The organism is Novosphingobium cyanobacteriorum (assembly GCF_029436685.1).
In the GTDB taxonomy this organism is placed as follows: domain Bacteria; phylum Pseudomonadota; class Alphaproteobacteria; order Sphingomonadales; family Sphingomonadaceae; genus Novosphingobium; species Novosphingobium cyanobacteriorum.
In genome coordinates this window covers 105273-120580 of record NZ_JAROCY010000014.1, presented here as the reverse complement: position 1 = coordinate 120580, position 15308 = coordinate 105273, and the positions used below count along the sequence as shown (strand labels likewise).

Genomic DNA, 15308 nt, shown 5'->3' with positions numbered 1-15308 from the left:
TGTGCCTTGACCGGACATCAGGCTATTGCCCAAGTCAATCCCGGATCACAAGGCGCGGATTGTGAGTTGCATATCTGGCCGAGTTCCGGCCTCACTATGATGAGGGCCCGCGCTCACGACAATTTCGTATGGAGCGCAAGTCAGGGTCAACAAAACATCGCGTCCGTGCTTACCAACTCAGCCGCTCTGTCAGGCCCTGCCGTCAATGACGAATTCAAGACCGAGAGAAAAGGGCCAGCAGCCGAGGGGCCGTTGAGCCGCGACAGGCAAATCTCTCTGATCAAGGCCATGCCCGTGGCCAGCATGCTTGGACTTTCGAATTACCGGCTTGTTTTTCATACCGAGACCATGACGCTTGCCGATATCCGCAAACCCACGGCATTGAGCCCGGCGGCTTCTCCTTGCCATGCAGAGCTTGTCCTGACCGATCTGACGTATGCGCGTGTTTACGCCAATGGTCACAACCTCAAGACGTTCTGGGTGTTGCGCGATTTCGGCAGTGGCTCGACGTTGGTCAGGCGCACTGGAGTGCCTGAAGAAACCAAGTTGACCGTATCGACCAAGGAAGACGAGCGCACGGAAGCTGACTTCATATCCGATCTAGAGCGCGCGTTTACGACAAATCTACAGGAATTCGCCAGCAGCATGGAAGCGAAACCCAAAAAGTGACTTTCAAAATTGCAGGCACGATGGCCCTATCCTGCTCTTGGCTTGCTGCAGCAGCTGCCTCGGTTTTACTGGCGAGTTCGGCTCAAGGTGCCGAAGACATTCCCACCCCGATTGAAGCGGCCGCATGTTCGCTTCACGTATGGCCGGGTAATGCCTTGCGCTCGACTTACTCCGGCTGGATCCATGGCGGGATCGTCGATGGAGCGGTTAATGGACGCGAAGGCTACCGCAAACTGCCCGAAGAGCCTCTGGGTACTGCCAGGCAGAAAGTTGTCCTCGAAAAGGCCGATCTCGCAGGGGCTCTGGGCTTGGCTGGCTACACGGTCATCGTCCATGCCAATGCCCTCGACAGCCGCACCCTCCGCACCACGCCGGGTCCATGGCTCACCGATGGCGGGTCCTGCCATGCCGAACTGGCAGTGGACGATGTCTTTTTCCAAGAGGACGTGTTCAGCGGTCGCTATCTGAAAGTGATTTACCGCTACCGGAGCTTTCGCGGTGGCAACAAGGCGGAGCGGACGTTCGGCCAGATCATAACAGAACGTCTTTTACTGTTTCCGCCGGGCAAGCCGGAAGACGACCCCCAAGCAGGTATCGATGAACTGGCGGCGGCAATGAACAAAAGCATCATCGATTTCGGCTTAGCCTTGCAGGGAATCAAGCACAAAGGCGGCTAACGAAAGATTTTGAAGAGGACGGGAAATAGAATATGCTGAAATCTCTTGCCTTGACTGGTGCAATGCTGATCGCAAGCACGTCCGTGGCGACGGCCCAGGAAGCCGCACCGCCTGCTGCGGCGCCCGCTCCGGAAGCTGTTGCAGCACCGGAATCGGTGGCCATTGCACCTGCCGGTACAGCTGATGGCTGCGAACTGCACGTATGGCCTGCGGAACGGATGAATTCGATTACGACCGGCCTGCTTGGCGGCGGTCTCCTTGACGCAGCACTCCACGCCAACCGCGACGCTTCGAACAAGACGATGCTGGCCAGCGCGCTGGACAGCCAAAGCCAGCTGGACGCACTCCTCTCGCTAGACCTGCGCGGAATGCTCAAGCTGAGCCCCGGCACGACGATCATCACGCATGCCATGCCGCTCGAGCGCAAGACCATGAATTCGGTAAAGACGCGCCGCTCGAGCTCGCAGGCGAAATGCTACTCAGAACTGATCGTGGCAGACGTCTTCTACCAGAAGGCGGCAATCTATGGCCGATCGCTGAAAACGCTATTCATGGTACGGGATTTCGGGTCGGATTCGAAGATCGATTTCGAGTACAAGGCTTGGGGCGGCAACGGACTGAAGCTGTTCCCTCCCAAGGAAGGTGAAGACGCTTTGGCAGCGCTAGATGAGCTGGTTGGCGTGTTCAAAAAGAACTTTGACGAATATGCCGGGAACGAAGCGAAAGCGCCCCGTAAGCCTGAAAAGATCTGATCGCAGGATCCCGCACCCCCAAGCTAATGGGCTTGGGGGTGCCGAATATCACCCCAGCTTGTCTTTCAGCACCTGATTGACCAGCTGCGGGTTGCCCTTGCCCTGCATGGCCTTCATCGTCTGGCCCACGAAGAAGCCGAACAGGGCTTCCTTGCCGCCCTTGTACTGCTCCACCTTGTCCGCATTCGCGGCCAGGATGGCGTCCACGGCGGCTTCGATGGCGCCGGTGTCGGTCGTCTGCTGGTTGCTGGCGATCGTTTCGGCCAGGTCGATGTCGCTGGTCAGATACTGCTGGAAGATCTCCTTGGCCTTGCCGCCGGAGATCACGCCCTTGCTCACAGCCACGATCAGCGCGGTGTTGGCGGCAACGGTGTTGCGGGGATCGGTCACCGCGACGCCGGCTGCGCGCAGCACGCCGGGGCGTTCCGAGAGGATCCAGTTGGCCACGCGCTTGGCCACGTCGCGTTCCGGCGCGCCGCTTTCGCGCGCCACCGATTCCAGCATTTCCTCGAACTGCTGGTAGGTCTCCACTTCCAGCGTCAGCTGCCCCGCGTCATAGGCGGAAAGGCCCAGCGCGGTTTCATAGCGGTGGCGCTTGGCGTCGGGCAGTTCGGGCAGGCTGGCCTTGCATTCCGCCACGAAATCGTCGGTCAGTTCCAGCGGCAGCAGATCGGGATCGGGGAAGTAGCGGTAATCGTGCGCGTCTTCCTTGCTGCGCATCGATCGCGTCTCGTTCCGGTCCGGATCGTAAAGGCGCGTTTCCTGCACCACCGTGCCGCCATCCTCGATCACGGCAACCTGGCGCTTGGCTTCCTGCTCCACCACCGCCATCACGAAGCGGACCGAGTTGACGTTCTTGGTCTCTGTACGGGTGCCGAAAGGTTCGCCGGGGCGGCGCACCGAGACGTTGACGTCGGCCCGCATGGAGCCCTGGTCCATGTTGCCATCGCAACTGCCGACATAGCGCAGGATCGTGCGCAGCTTGGACAGATAGGCCCCCGCTTCCGCCGGTGAGCGCATGTCCGGCCGGCTGACGATTTCCATCAGCGCCACGCCCGACCGGTTGAGATCGACATAGGACATCGTCGGGTGCTGGTCATGCATCAGCTTGCCCGCATCCTGTTCCACGTGGATGCGTTCGATGCCGATGGTCTTGGTGCTCTCGGGATCCTTGTCGTCCAGCTGGATCTCGATTTCGCCCTCACCCACGATCGGGTGGTAGAGCTGGCTGATCTGGTAGCCCTGCGGCAGGTCCGCATAGAAGTAGTTCTTGCGGTCAAAGCGTGACCACTTGTTGATCTGCGCGTTGATGGCAAGCCCGGTGCGCACCGCCTGGCGGATGCACTCCATGTTCGGCACCGGCAGCATGCCCGGCATCGCCGCGTCGACCAGGCTGACCTGCGCGTTCGGCTCAGCGCCAAAGGCGGTGGCCGCGCCCGAAAACAGCTTTGCGTTGGAAGTGACCTGCGCATGGACTTCAAGGCCGATCACGACCTCCCATTCGCCGGTTGCGCCATGGATACGATAGTCGCTCATCTTACCACCACTTTGCCGGACGGGCGCTGAATGCTGCGCGCTTTTCGATGGCGAGGCCCGCGTTGAGCACGCCCTGTTCGTCGAAGGCACGGCCGATGACCTGCAGGCCCAGCGGCAGCCCGTTGCGGTCCACCCCGCCGGGGACGGACATCGCGGGCAGGCCGGCAAGGCTGGCGGGCACCGAGAACACGTCGTTCAGGTACATTTCCAGCGGATCGGCGCTCTTTTCGCCCAGCGCGAAGGCGGCGCTGGGGGCGGTAGGCGCCAGGATCACGTCGCATTGGGTAAACGCGTTGGTGAAATCGTGGCTGATCAGCGTGCGCACCTTCTGCGCCTGCGTATAGTACGCATCATAGAAACCGGCCGAGAGCACATAGGTGCCGATCAGGATGCGGCGCTTCACTTCCGCGCCGAAGCCGGCGGCGCGGGTGGCGGCATACATGTCCTGCAGGCCCGCGCCATCGGGCAGGTCGCGCAGGCCATAGCGCACGCCGTCATAGCGGGCGAGGTTGGACGAAGCCTCGGCCGGCGCGATGATGTAATACGTCGGCAGCGCATACTTGGTGTGCGGCAGGCTGACCTCGACGATTTCCGCGCCCGCATCCTTCAGCCAGGCGATGCCCTGTTCCCAGCTGGCGGCGACATCCGGGTCCATGCCATCAAGGCGGTACTCGCGGGGAATGCCCACCTTCTTGCCGCGCAGGTCATCGTTCAGCGCCGCTTCCCAATCGGGCACGGGCATGTCGAGGCTGGTCGAATCCTTGGGGTCGAACCCGGCCATGGCTTCCAGCATGATCGCGCAGTCGCGCACGTCACGCGCCATCGGACCGGCCTGGTCCAGCGAGCTGGCGAAGGCGACGATGCCCCAGCGGCTGCAACGGCCATAGGTCGGCTTGATCCCGGAAATACCGGTGAAGGCGGCGGGCTGGCGGATCGAACCGCCAGTGTCGGTGCCCGTGGCGGCAGGTGCGATGCGCGCGGCGACGGCGGCAGACGACCCGCCCGACGATCCGCCCGGGGCCAGCGGCGCGGTGTCATTAGGGCGGCGCCAAGGCGAGATAACATTCCCGAAGGCGCTGGTTTCGTTGGACGACCCCATCGCGAACTGATCAAGATTTAGCTTGCCCAGCATTCCTGCGCCGGCCTGCCACAAGCGGGCGGAGACGGTGCTCTCGTATTTGGGCTTGAACCCTTCGAGGATCTTCGACGCGGCCGTGGTCTGCACGTCCTGCGTGGCGAACAGGTCCTTCATGCCGATCGGCACGCCGGCCATCTTGCCCAGCGGCTTGCCCGCAGCGCGGTCTGCATCCACGGCGGCGGCGGCTGCCAGCGCCTTTTCAGGCGTGGTCACGATGAAGGCGTTCAGCGCATCCTGCGCCTCGGCCACGGCGGCATTGAAGGCGCTGGCCACTTCGGTGGCGGAGAAATCGCCCTTGGCCACGCCATCGCGGATGGCGGCAACGCCGAGATCGGTAAGGTCGGTCATTATTCGATCACCTTGGGCACGCCGAAAAAGCCGTGTTCGGCCGCCGGGGCATTGGCCAGAACCTTGTCGCGGATGTCGCCACCGGTCAGCGGATCGGCGTTGACCACGTCGTCGCGCAGGCGCTGCTTGTTGGGGATCACCGCGGTCATCGGCTCGATGCCGTCAACGTTCACTTCGCCCAGCTGCTCCACCCAGGCAAGGATGCCGTTGAGTTCGGGCACCATCGCCTCCAGCTCGGCTTCGCTGACCTTGATCCGGGCCAGCGAGGCGATCTTCGCCACCGTGGCGGTATCGACCGACATGTGCGGTTCCTTCGCGTTATTCCAGAAACGGACGTGCCCGCGCGCTAACAAAGCGCACGGGCACCTTCAAGTCCCGGGCCCACCGCAACGGCAGCCCCGGCAATCCTTATTGCTGCGGCGCAGGCTCCATGCCCGGCATGGCTTCCATACCCGGGACAGCGCCCCCAGGTGCACCCTTGCCGCCGCGGCCCTGCATCTGCTGCTGCAGCTGCTGCATCAGGCGGCGCTGCTGCTCCAGCTCGGCCGCGCTCTTGAAATCGACCAGTTCGACCTCGAACACCAGGTCGCTGTTGGCGGGGATCACCACTTCGCCGGTCGCCTGGTTCTTCTGCTCCTTGTCGCCATAGGCCATGGCGGCGGGGATGGTCAGCTTGTACTTGCCGCCGCGCTGCATCTTCTGCAGGCCCTGGCTGAAGCCGGGGATCACGCCTTCGACCGGCATGGCAACCTTTTCGCCGCGGTCGAATTCCTTGCCGTTGGTCAGGTGCCCCACATAGTTCACCAGCACCACGTCGGCCACGGTCGGCATCGGGCCGGCGCCGGCCTTCACCGTCTCCACCTCAAGCCCGTGATAGCGCGCGCCATAGGCGACCGCGCCGCCCAGCGCGAGTGCGGCGACAACGCCCAGCCAAAGCTTGCCGAGAGAGCCCTTGGCGATGGGCTGCAATGGAACGCGGGTGATTTCCGACATTGTTTCCCCTCTGGGGTGTTCCCCGAAACACGAAGCCTGATGCGGCGATTCGCGCCCGCACCGGGCGGATGCGCAAAGGGCGCCGCTGACGGCGCCCTCTTGGCCCAGCAAGGGGCCTATCGCAAGTGGGTAGATGGGAGAGGAGGCCTCTCCCGATCCGCCTCTTACTTGGCCCGAGTCTTACTTCGCACCGTCGCGCTCGGCGCGCTTGCGCTCAAGCTTGCGGGCGCGGCGCACGGCGGCAGCCTTCTCGCGAGCGCGCTTTTCCGAGGGCTTCTCGTAGTGGCGACGCAGCTTCATTTCGCGATAAACGCCTTCACGCTGCAGCTTCTTCTTGAGCGCACGAAGGGCCTGGTCGACGTTGTTATCGCGAACGAGAATCTGCATAAACCGCTATACCTCAAAAGCCATTGGCCAGAGCCCGCTGCGCGGCGGGAGTCGCCCAAATCCGGAAACACAAAACGGGCCGACTCCGAACAGGACCGGCTCGAACCGGCGGCCCGATACCGATTCCCCGCCACAAAGGCAAGCAAACTCGTGCAATTGGCGGCCACTGCGGCTAAGGGGCCGGCAATGACAACATCACCTTCCTTCCCGATGGCATCGCTGCTTGTGGCTGGCGGCGGCGCGCTGGGCGCGTGGCTGCGCTTCCTTACCGGGCGCGCCTGGACCGCGGCCATCGGCCCCGTTTCCGCCAGCGCCTTTCCCTGGGCCACCCTCACCGCCAACGTGCTCGGCTCTGCGCTGATGGGCCTGCTCACCGGCTGGCTGGTGCGCAACGGCGGGTCGGAACCGCTGCGCCTGCTGCTCGCCGTCGGCGTGCTCGGCGGCTACACCACGTTCTCCTCCTTCGCGCTGGAATTCGCGCTGTTCGTGGAACGCGGCGCGCTCGGCATGGCCGCGCTCTATGTCGGCATGTCGCTGCTGGCCGGGTTCCTCGCGCTGTTCGGCGGGCTTTTCGTGATGAGGGCTGCAGCATGAGCGGGATCGGAAAGAGCGCCGGCAACGATGCCGACGTGCGCCAGTTCACCGTGGCGCGCGATGATGACGACATCCGGCTTGACCGCTGGTTCAAGCGCCACCTGCCGCAGGTGGGCTTCGCCACCGTATCGCGCTGGGCCCGCACCGGGCAGATCCGCGTGGATGGAAAGCGCGCCGATGTCGACACCCGGCTTGCCGCGGGCCAGGTGCTGCGCGTGCCGCCGGGCGGCGCCACCCCGGTCAACAGCGGCATCAAGGGCGTCCGCGCGCGCAAGCCGTTGACCGAGGAGCAGATCCAGCTGGCCGAATCGATGGTGCTGGAAAAGGACCGCGCCGCGATCGTGCTCAACAAGCCGCCGGGCCTTGCCACGCAGGGCGGCAGCGGCACGCACGAACACGTCGATGGCCTGCTCGATGCCTATGCCGATGGTGACGGCCCGCGCCCGCGCCTGGTCCACCGGCTTGACAAGGATACCTCCGGCGTCCTGCTGATCGCCCGCACCCCGGGCAGCGCCGCGTTCTTTTCCAAGCGCTTTTCCGGGCGCACCGCGCGCAAGATCTACTGGGCTCTGGTCACCGGCGTGCCCGAGATCAAGGACGGCCTGATCGAACTGCCCATCGCCAAGCAGCCGGGCACCGGCGGCGAGAAGATGATGGTGGACGAAAGCGGGCAGGGCCAGTCCGCGCGCAGCCGCTATCGCGTGATCAGCCGCGCCGGTAACAGCGCCGCCTGGGTGGAACTGCAGCCGCTGACCGGGCGCACCCACCAGCTGCGCGTGCACATGGCCGCCATCGGCCACCCCATCGTCGGCGATGGCAAGTATGGCGGGCAGGCCGCGTTCCTCACCGGCAGCATCAGCCGCAAGATGCACCTCCACGCCCGCCGCCTGCGCATCGAGCACCCCGAAGGTGACTGGATCGACGTGACCGCGCCGCTGCCTTCGCACTTCGCGGCGAGCATGGAGCAGCTGGGCTTTCACGAGGAAGAGGGCGACATCGAGCTGGAAGCGCCGAAGCTGGTGCCCGAGCGCGACATCCAGAAGCGCGCCGCCAAGCAGCACGCCAAGGAATACCGCAAGGAACGCCGTGGCGAACGCCGCAAGCGCGCCGACGGCGGATCGAGCCGCAAGCCCACCGGACAGAAGGCCGGCGCCAAGCCCGGCCCCAAGCGCGCCGCGGCAAAGCCGGGGGCCAAGCCCGGCGCCAAACCCGCCGCCAGACCCGCCCCCGCGCGCAAGCCGGCCCCGCGCAAGCCTTCGCCTGGCAAGCCGGCCGGCCCCAAGCGCTGATGCATCCCAATCCGGCCTTCCGCAGCGACGACCACGCCCTGCATCAGGCGCTGGTGGACGAGATCGGCTTCGGCATGATCTTCGCCACTACGCCGGAAGGCCCGCGCGTGGCCCACACCGCGCTGCTTTCCACCGGAGACGGCGCGGTGCAGTTCCACCTCTCGCGCGGCAACGCCCTCACCCGCCATCTTGACGGGGTGACGGCGCTGGCCGTGGTCAACGGGCCCGATGGCTATGTCAGCCCGCGCTGGTATGCCGATCAGGCGCAGGTGCCGACATGGAACTACGTCGCGCTCGAGATGGAGGGCCGCGTCCGCCGCATGGATCGCGATGGCCTGCACGGCCTGCTCGAAACGCTCTCCGCGCGGAACGAGGCGCGGCTTGAAGGGCAGGCCTGGACGATGGACAAGATGCCCGCCGCCACGCTTTCCCGGATGATGGATTCCATCGCCGGCTTCGAGCTGGAAGTGGTGGCCTGGCGCCCCACCTTCAAGCTTTCGCAGAACAAGCCCGCCGATGACCGCGCCCGCGTGGCCGATGGTCTGGCCGCCGCCGGCAGCCCTGCGCTGGCCGCGCTGATGCGGGGGATTCCGGCATGAGCGTGCGCCTCGCCATCTTCGATTGCGACGGCACGCTGGTGGACAGCCAGGCCGATATCTGCGCCGCGATGGACCGCGCATTCGCCGCCTTCGGCCTGCCCGCGCCCGATCGCAACGAGACCCGCCGCGTCGTCGGCCTCTCGCTGCATGAAGCGATGCGCCGCCTGCATCCGGAAGGCGAGCACGAGCATCATGCCCAGCTTTCCGAGCTCTACAAGAACGCGTTCCGCACCCGGCGCGAGGCTGGGCTTGTCGGCGAACCGCTCTATGAAGGCATCGCCGCGCTGATCGAGGAACTGGCCGCAGCCGGCTGGCTGCTCGGCGTCGCCACCGGCAAGAGCGACCGTGGCCTGGCCCACTGCCTCGCCACCCACGGCCTTGCCGGCCACTTCGTCACCCTGCAGACCGCAGACCGCCATCCCAGCAAGCCGCACCCTTCGATGATCGACGCGTGCCTTGAAGCGACCGGGGCGGAGCGCGCCCACACCGCCATGATCGGCGACACCGCCTATGACATGGAGATGGCCGTCAACGCCGGCGTGCGCGCCTTCGGGGTCGATTGGGGATACCACCACCCGCAGGAACTGGTAGAGGCCGGGGCCGAGGCGGTGGCCGGCTCGATGGCAGAGCTGCGCCTGCTGCTGCGGGGCATGGAATGAACGGCGATCCCGCGTTCGCACGGTTCATGGTGCTGCAGGCGGTGCGGCTTTCGGGCGCGCTGCTGGCGCTCGCCGGGGTCGTGCTGCTGTCCGGCCGATACGGCGCGTTCCCGCCCACCCTCGGCTATATCCTCATCGGCGCGGGCCTCGTCGATTTCTTCGCGCTGCCCCCGCTTCTGGCAAAGCGTTGGAAAAGTCCCGAATGAAGCGTTTCTACAAGCTGGTCAGTGTTGGTCACGAAGCCGCCGGATACCGCGTGCTGCTCGATGGCCGCGCGGTAAAGACCGTGGGCGGCCGCCCGCAGGCCGTGCCCACTGCCGCGCTGGCAGAGGCCATGGCCGCCGAATGGGCCGGACAGGGCGAGGCAATCGACCCGTCCGCCTTCCTGTTCCGTGACATGGCCGATTACGCCATCGATGTCGTCGCGCCCGAACGCGCCCGCGCGATCATGGAACTGCTGCCCTATGGCGAGACCGACACGCTGTGCTACCGTGCCGAGCCCGACGAGCCGCTCGCCGGCCGCCAGCGCGAAGTGTGGGAGCCGCTGCTTGTGGCCGCCGAAGCCCGCCACGCCGTGCGCTTCGTGCGCGTGGCCGGGATCATGCACCGCCCCCAGCCCGCCGAAACGCTCGAAGCCCTGCGCGCCGAACTGGAAAGGCTCGACGCCTTCGCGCTCGCCGCGCTGCGCAATACCACCAGCCTTGCGGCATCGCTGACGCTGGGCCTCGCTGCGATCGAACCCGGCGCGGACGTGGCGGCGCTGTGGAACGCCGCCAATCTCGAGGAAGACTGGCAGGCCGAACTGTGGGGCAAGGATGCCGAGGCGATGGAGAGGCGCCACCGGCGCGGCGCCGCCTTCCACGCCGCCGCCCGCTTCGCCGCCCTCGCCCGGAACTGACCGGCACCGGAAGCGCTTTTCCTTCGTCACCGGCGAAGGAGAGCACGCCATGCCCCAGGGCGACAAAGACGCTTATACCGCCAAGCAGAAGCGCAAGGCTGAGCACATCGAGGAAGGCTACGAAGAACGCGGCCTATCGAAAGACGAAGCCGAACACCGCGCCTGGGCCACCGTCAACAAACAGGACGGCGGCGGCAAGCGCAGCGGTTCGGGCCGCAAGGACACCTCACGCACAAGCGAACGCAACCGCAGCGAGGCGGCCAAGAAGGGCTGGGAAACGCGACGGAAGAAGGCAGAAGGGTGATCGCCTAGAGGCAACCTTCAACGTAACGGATTGCTGGGCCACCACCCGCCATGAACCTTACTTTGCCTTTGTCCGTGTAAAAAACCAGCCCACGGTCCTTCGATGTCCAGACAAATTGAATGTCTTCGCCGTCATAGATATTCTTCTCTGCGATCAAGCGATTCCCGTAAGCCTTTTTAAGTTCGGCCAAGGTCGAACCGATGCCGACGCCATCGGCGGTGCGTATGCCCGGCTCGTAGACTTCGACCCTGACGATCTTGTCCTCGATGACCATGGCGCCGAATTTACCGTCACGATGAAGGTAGGTTTCACAACCACTTGCATCATCGCCATAGGCGCCTTGCGTCTCGAAAGACTTGGATACCGTTCGCCAAGACGTGCCGATCCGTGCTCCGGTCACCCCATCCGCTGTCAAAACGGGATCGGATTTAGCCTCCAGTGCCGGTCTGGGCGTTGCACTTGTGGCAAGGCGATCCTTCGATTGCGGTTGAGCGGTAGCTACAACAGGCGCTTTTGCTTCATCATCGCGGTTGGAACAGCCCGCAGCGAGACCGCCAACCGCGAAAAGAATAGCCATAGTGCCGAGCCGCATGTTCATCAAACCGCCCCAAGACGAGCGGGCTTCAGCCACGCGACCGGCGCACGGCCTCAGCCGCCACCGCAATGTCCATCTCTTCAATCGGAAGCGCAGGCCGCTCGGATTTCAAGCACCCAAACACGCTGTCGAGCGACGTTTCCGGAAAATGGGGCTCAGGCTTCGGCGCTCCTGCAGCATGGAATTTGCGATCATCCATAACCCTACCCCGATCTGGCCACCGGACGGTAACAATCCACTGTCAATCTGCAATGACCGTGGCGGTCACCCCAACCAGTCCGCCACGTCCTTCGCCACCGCGTTCGCCGCCTGGTTCAGTGCCGGGCCCACGTCCTCGCCCTCGGCCTTCACGCCCGGCACGCTGTGTTCAAAGCGGCGGGTTTCCACGCGGCCGTCGGGCCAGGCCTTCATCGCGTCAAAGCGCACCACGGCCGAGGCGCTCGCCTCGTCATAGCCCATTGCCAGCAGGCGGCCGCCCACCTTCATGCCCTTGGTCGCGGTGTCACCTTCCACCACCAGCCGGCTGCCGCGGCTGCGCAGCGTTTCGGCCAACAGGTGCTGGAACTGGCGCGCCGGGCGTTCCACCCAGGCGATCTTCTTCAGGTAGGCCACGTTGCCGCCGGCCATCCGCACCGGCACGCGCAGCACTGCCACGCTGGCGTCGGCGCCGGGCTCCAGCACGGAAAGCGCATCGGCCAGCTGGCCACTGGCGGTCGCGCCGGTGGCAGGCGCAGCCTCGGGCGTCAGGCTCAGCAGCGATGCCGGCGCCTTGCCACCGATGCTCACGCAGCCGCCGAGCGACAGCCCGGCCAGCGAGAGGGCGGCGGCGGACATGAGCAGGGTCTTGCGCATTCGGGTCGCTCCTCAGTTCTTGTAGTCGGGCAGCTTGGGCCCGCCGACCAGCCCGCTCACGCCGCGGTCGTTCACCTTGTCGGTCACCTCGCGCAGCGATTTGCTGGTGGCCTGCAGGTCGCGGATCATCGCCTCTGCCGCGGGCAGCGTCCGTTCGTTCAGCTGCTTCATGCCGGGGCGGGTATCGTCCAGCGTCGCCTGCAGCGAATCCGCCGCCGCCTGCGCCGATTTCAGTGTGGCGCGCAGCTGCTTGGCCAGGCCATTGCCCTCGTCGTTCAGCATCGTGTTGGCCGAATCCGTCAGCTTTTCAAAGCTCGCCAGCGAATAGTTGGCCTGCCGCAGCGTGGCCTGCAGTTCCGCCAGCGTCCGCTTCACGTCGGGCGATGCCGCTGCCAGGTTGCGCGTCATCGTGTCGGTATTGGCCAGGATGTTCTCGATCGACTTCTGGTTCTTGTCAGACAGGACCATGGTCAACCGCTCGGTCAGCGTGGCCAGCCGTTCCAGCAGCAGCGGCGCGTTGGACAGGATCTCGCCCAGCCCGCTGCGCTTGGTCGGGATCACCGGCGCGCCCTCCGGCCCCGGCTGGTCGATCGGCGGCGCGCCCTTTACCGCGCCCTGCAGCTGGATCGTGGTCACCCCGGTAAAGCTGCCCTGCAGGCTGGCGGTGGTGCCCAGCAGGATCGGCACCTTCTTGTCCACCTTGATCCGCACGCGCACGAACTCGGGATCCTTCTCCCACAGCTCGATGTCCTTCACCTGCCCCGAAGGCACGCCGCTGAACGAAACTTCCGACCCCTTGGCCAGCCCGTCGACCGACTGCTTGAAGAAGATGTCGTATTCGTTCTGCTCGCCCTGGTTCAGCCGGGCGATCCAGATGGTCAGCGCGGCAAGGCCCGCCAGCAATGCCAGCGTGACGACCCCGACCCAGATGTGGTTTGCGCGCGTTTCCATGCCGTGCCCCTATGCCTGCCCTGCAGGACGATTGTCCACAACGCCCGTCGGCGCATTGCGGTCCTGCGCGTCCCTGGCCGCGTCGTTCCGGTTTTGCGCGTCCTTGGCCGCGTCGTTCCGGTTTTGCGCGTCCTTGGCCGCGCGGCCGCGTGGGCCGTTGAAATATTCCTGTATCCACGGATGGTCCGTGGCCAGCAGCTCGGGAATCGTGCCAACCGCGATCACCTTCTTGTCAGCGATCACCGCCACGCGATCACAGATCTCGTAAAGAGTATCCAGATCGTGCGTGATCAGGAACACGGTCAGCCCCAAGGTCTGCTGCAAGCCCTTGATCAGGCTGTCGAACGCCGCCGCGCCGATCGGGTCCAGCCCCGCCGTCGGCTCGTCCAGGAACAGCAGTTCGGGATCAAGCGCCAGCGCCCGGGCCAGGCCGGCGCGCTTCTTCATGCCGCCGGAAAGCTCGCTGGGAAACTTGCTCGTCGCCTCGGCCGGCAGGCCCGACAGCAGCACCTTGTACCGCGCTATCTCGTGCCGCAGCTCGTCGCCGATCTCGGGATAGAATTCGCGCAGCGGCACTTCCACGTTTTCCGCCACGGTCAGCGTGGAAAACAGCGCCCCGCCCTGGAACAGCACGCCCCAGCGGCTGCGGATGTCGATGTCCTCGTCGTCGCGCGCATCGGTAATCGTGCTGCCCAGCACCTCGATCTCGCCCTCGGCGGGGATCTGCAGGCCGATGATCGATCGCATCAGCACGCTCTTGCCCGTGCCCGATCCGCCCACCACGCCGATGATCTCGCCCCGCCGCACGTCAAGGTCCAGCCCGTCGTGCACCACGTGCTCGCCGAACACGTTCTTCACTCCGCGCACGCGGATGGGGAAATCGCCGGTGCTGTCCAGATGCTCCGCCATCAGCCCCAGCCGATCTCGGTAAAGAAGATCGCGAAGAACGCGTCGAGCACGATCACCATGAAGATCGCCATGACAACTGCCGATGTGGTGCGGGTGCCCACTTCCTCGGCATTGGCCTTCACCTGCATGCCCTGGTAACAGCCCGCCACCGACACGATCAGGCCGAACACCGGCCCTTTCAGCAGCCCCACCCACACATCGTGCAGCGGCACCACCTCCTGTATGCGCGAAAGGAAGGTGAGGAACGGGATGCCAAGCGTGAGCGAGGCGAGGAACGCGCCGCCAACGATGCCCAGCGCCGCCGAATAGATCCCCAGCAGCGGCATCATCAGCATCGTCGCCAGGATGCGCGGCAGAACCAGCGCTTCCATCGGGCTGACGCCGATGGTGCGCATCGCGTCCACTTCCTCGGTCAGCTTCATCGTGCCCAGCTGCGCCGAAAAGGCGCTGCCCGATCGTCCAGCCACCATGATCGCGGTCATCAGGATGCCCAGCTCGCGCAGCGTCAGCCGCCCGACGAGGTTGACGGTATAGATCTCCGCGCCGAACTGGCGCAGCTGCACCGCGCCCTGCTGCGCGATCACGATGCCCACCAGGAAGCTCATCAGCCCGATGATGCCCAGCGCGTTCACCCCCACCAGTTCCATCTGGTGGACCAGCGCCTTGGCCCGGAAACGGCCGGGATGGGCGATCAGCTGGCCCAGCGACTGCACCGTCTGGCCCAGGAAGCCCAGCACCTGCAGGGCGCCATGGCCCAGCCCGATCATCGTGTCGCCGATCTGCGCGGGCACGCGTTCCAGCACCGGCAGGCGCGGCGCTTCCACCGGCACGCGGTTGTCGTCAGCCTTGCTGATCGCGGCGATCAGGCGCTCCGCCTCGGGGCTGCAGGAAACCACTTTCGCGTCCAGCCGCTGCGACAGGTGCCATGCGGTCCACGCGCCCACCGTGTCGATCCGCGTCACATTGCCCAGGTCGATCCGGTCGACCGGTTCGGCAATCGCGCGCAGCCGGGAATCGACCGGACCCAGCGAGGCTACGGTCATCGGCCCGCTGAACGCCAGCGTGCCGCCATCGAGGGTGAAATCCGCCTGTGCCCGCATCAGGCCCGCTTCATGCGGTATAAAGGGCGGGGCGACAAGTGCATGGCGTGCGGCGTAA

The 15308-nt window shown here is 65.4% G+C and carries 21 protein-coding genes; 10 read left to right on the top strand and 11 right to left on the bottom strand.

Annotation, left to right across the window (positions count from 1 at the left end):
* The first annotated feature begins 96 nt into the window (after positions 1 to 96).
* The 3 genes from POM99_RS15160 (at position 97) to POM99_RS15150 (ending at position 2098) form a co-directional block, all read left to right on the top strand.
* A complete protein-coding gene (locus POM99_RS15160; RefSeq protein WP_277279305.1) occupies positions 97 to 669 on the top strand; it encodes a hypothetical protein in 573 nt (190 codons plus the stop codon).
* Positions 666 to 1346: a hypothetical protein gene (locus tag POM99_RS15155; protein ID WP_277279302.1), complete on the top strand. Its 681-nt coding sequence runs from the start codon at positions 666 to 668 to the stop codon at positions 1344 to 1346. Before POM99_RS15160 ends, POM99_RS15155 begins: the two co-directional genes overlap by 4 nt.
* Before the next feature lie 62 nt (positions 1347 to 1408).
* Positions 1409 to 2098 (top strand): hypothetical protein, encoded by a 690-nt coding sequence (locus POM99_RS15150; protein ID WP_277279300.1) that lies wholly within the window; start codon positions 1409 to 1411, stop codon positions 2096 to 2098.
* Positions 2099 to 2146: 48 nt separating this feature from the next.
* On the opposite strand, the gene gatB is transcribed toward POM99_RS15150, so the two are convergent.
* From gatB to rpsU, 5 genes are all read right to left on the bottom strand, one after another.
* Positions 2147 to 3634 (bottom strand): Asp-tRNA(Asn)/Glu-tRNA(Gln) amidotransferase subunit GatB, encoded by a 1488-nt coding sequence (gene gatB, locus POM99_RS15145; RefSeq protein WP_277279299.1) that lies wholly within the window; start codon positions 3632 to 3634, stop codon positions 2147 to 2149.
* A 1-nt stretch (position 3635) separates the two neighbouring features.
* Positions 3636 to 5120 (bottom strand): Asp-tRNA(Asn)/Glu-tRNA(Gln) amidotransferase subunit GatA, encoded by a 1485-nt coding sequence (gene gatA, locus POM99_RS15140; RefSeq protein WP_277279297.1) that lies wholly within the window; start codon positions 5118 to 5120, stop codon positions 3636 to 3638.
* On the bottom strand, positions 5120 to 5422 hold the full coding sequence (gene gatC, locus POM99_RS15135; RefSeq protein WP_277279295.1) for an Asp-tRNA(Asn)/Glu-tRNA(Gln) amidotransferase subunit GatC: 303 nt from the start codon (positions 5420 to 5422) through the stop codon (positions 5120 to 5122). Before gatC ends, gatA begins: the two co-directional genes overlap by 1 nt.
* A 106-nt stretch (positions 5423 to 5528) precedes the next feature.
* Complete coding sequence (locus POM99_RS15130; protein WP_277279293.1) at positions 5529 to 6113, bottom strand: FKBP-type peptidyl-prolyl cis-trans isomerase; 585 nt, start codon at positions 6111 to 6113, stop codon at positions 5529 to 5531.
* A gap of 180 nt (positions 6114 to 6293) precedes the next feature.
* Positions 6294 to 6500: a 30S ribosomal protein S21 gene (rpsU, locus tag POM99_RS15125; protein ID WP_008070684.1), complete on the bottom strand. Its 207-nt coding sequence runs from the start codon at positions 6498 to 6500 to the stop codon at positions 6294 to 6296.
* A 210-nt stretch (positions 6501 to 6710) separates the two neighbouring features.
* On the opposite strand from rpsU, the gene POM99_RS15120 reads away from it, so the two are divergent.
* The 7 genes from POM99_RS15120 to POM99_RS15090 are packed head-to-tail and all read left to right on the top strand — an operon-like array spanning position 6711 to position 10843.
* Positions 6711 to 7094 carry a fluoride efflux transporter FluC gene (locus POM99_RS15120; protein ID WP_277279290.1) on the top strand — a complete coding sequence of 128 codons (384 nt, stop codon included), beginning with the start codon at positions 6711 to 6713 and terminating at the stop codon, positions 7092 to 7094.
* On the top strand, positions 7091 to 8383 hold the full coding sequence (locus tag POM99_RS15115; protein WP_277279287.1) for an RluA family pseudouridine synthase: 1293 nt from the start codon (positions 7091 to 7093) through the stop codon (positions 8381 to 8383). Before POM99_RS15120 ends, POM99_RS15115 begins: the two co-directional genes overlap by 4 nt.
* Positions 8383 to 8982: an FMN-binding negative transcriptional regulator gene (locus POM99_RS15110; protein WP_277279285.1), complete on the top strand. Its 600-nt coding sequence runs from the start codon at positions 8383 to 8385 to the stop codon at positions 8980 to 8982. The genes POM99_RS15115 and POM99_RS15110 overlap by 1 nt, the downstream gene beginning before the upstream one ends.
* A complete protein-coding gene (locus tag POM99_RS15105; protein ID WP_277279283.1) occupies positions 8979 to 9641 on the top strand; it encodes an HAD-IA family hydrolase in 663 nt (220 codons plus the stop codon). The genes POM99_RS15110 and POM99_RS15105 overlap by 4 nt, the downstream gene beginning before the upstream one ends.
* Positions 9638 to 9847 (top strand): hypothetical protein, encoded by a 210-nt coding sequence (locus POM99_RS15100; protein ID WP_277279281.1) that lies wholly within the window; start codon positions 9638 to 9640, stop codon positions 9845 to 9847. Before POM99_RS15105 ends, POM99_RS15100 begins: the two co-directional genes overlap by 4 nt.
* A complete protein-coding gene (locus POM99_RS15095; protein ID WP_277279279.1) occupies positions 9844 to 10539 on the top strand; it encodes an ATP12 family chaperone protein in 696 nt (231 codons plus the stop codon). The genes POM99_RS15100 and POM99_RS15095 overlap by 4 nt, the downstream gene beginning before the upstream one ends.
* A 49-nt stretch (positions 10540 to 10588) precedes the next feature.
* Entirely contained in the window at positions 10589 to 10843 is a 255-nt protein-coding gene (locus tag POM99_RS15090) for a plasmid stabilization protein (RefSeq protein ID WP_277279277.1), read from the top strand.
* Positions 10844 to 10847: 4 nt separating this feature from the next.
* Here POM99_RS15090 and POM99_RS15085 read toward each other — a convergent pair whose 3' ends face one another.
* The 6 genes from POM99_RS15085 to POM99_RS15060 form a co-directional block, all read right to left on the bottom strand.
* A complete protein-coding gene (locus POM99_RS15085) occupies positions 10848 to 11474 on the bottom strand; it encodes a hypothetical protein (RefSeq protein ID WP_277279275.1) in 627 nt (208 codons plus the stop codon).
* The gene (locus POM99_RS15080; protein ID WP_277279273.1) at positions 11467 to 11637 is read right to left on the bottom strand and encodes a hypothetical protein; all 171 of its coding nucleotides are present in this window, start codon (positions 11635 to 11637) and stop codon (positions 11467 to 11469) included. Before POM99_RS15080 ends, POM99_RS15085 begins: the two co-directional genes overlap by 8 nt.
* A 65-nt stretch (positions 11638 to 11702) precedes the next feature.
* Positions 11703 to 12290 carry an ABC-type transport auxiliary lipoprotein family protein gene (locus tag POM99_RS15075; protein WP_277279271.1) on the bottom strand — a complete coding sequence of 196 codons (588 nt, stop codon included), beginning with the start codon at positions 12288 to 12290 and terminating at the stop codon, positions 11703 to 11705.
* Between the two features lie 12 nt (positions 12291 to 12302).
* Positions 12303 to 13241, bottom strand: coding sequence for an MlaD family protein (locus POM99_RS15070; RefSeq protein ID WP_277279269.1), 939 nt, complete (start codon positions 13239 to 13241; stop codon positions 12303 to 12305).
* A gap of 9 nt (positions 13242 to 13250) precedes the next feature.
* Complete coding sequence (locus POM99_RS15065; RefSeq protein ID WP_277279267.1) at positions 13251 to 14150, bottom strand: ABC transporter ATP-binding protein; 900 nt, start codon at positions 14148 to 14150, stop codon at positions 13251 to 13253.
* Positions 14150 to 15250: an ABC transporter permease gene (locus tag POM99_RS15060; protein ID WP_277279346.1), complete on the bottom strand. Its 1101-nt coding sequence runs from the start codon at positions 15248 to 15250 to the stop codon at positions 14150 to 14152. Before POM99_RS15060 ends, POM99_RS15065 begins: the two co-directional genes overlap by 1 nt.
* Between the last annotated feature and the right edge of the window lie 58 nt (positions 15251 to 15308).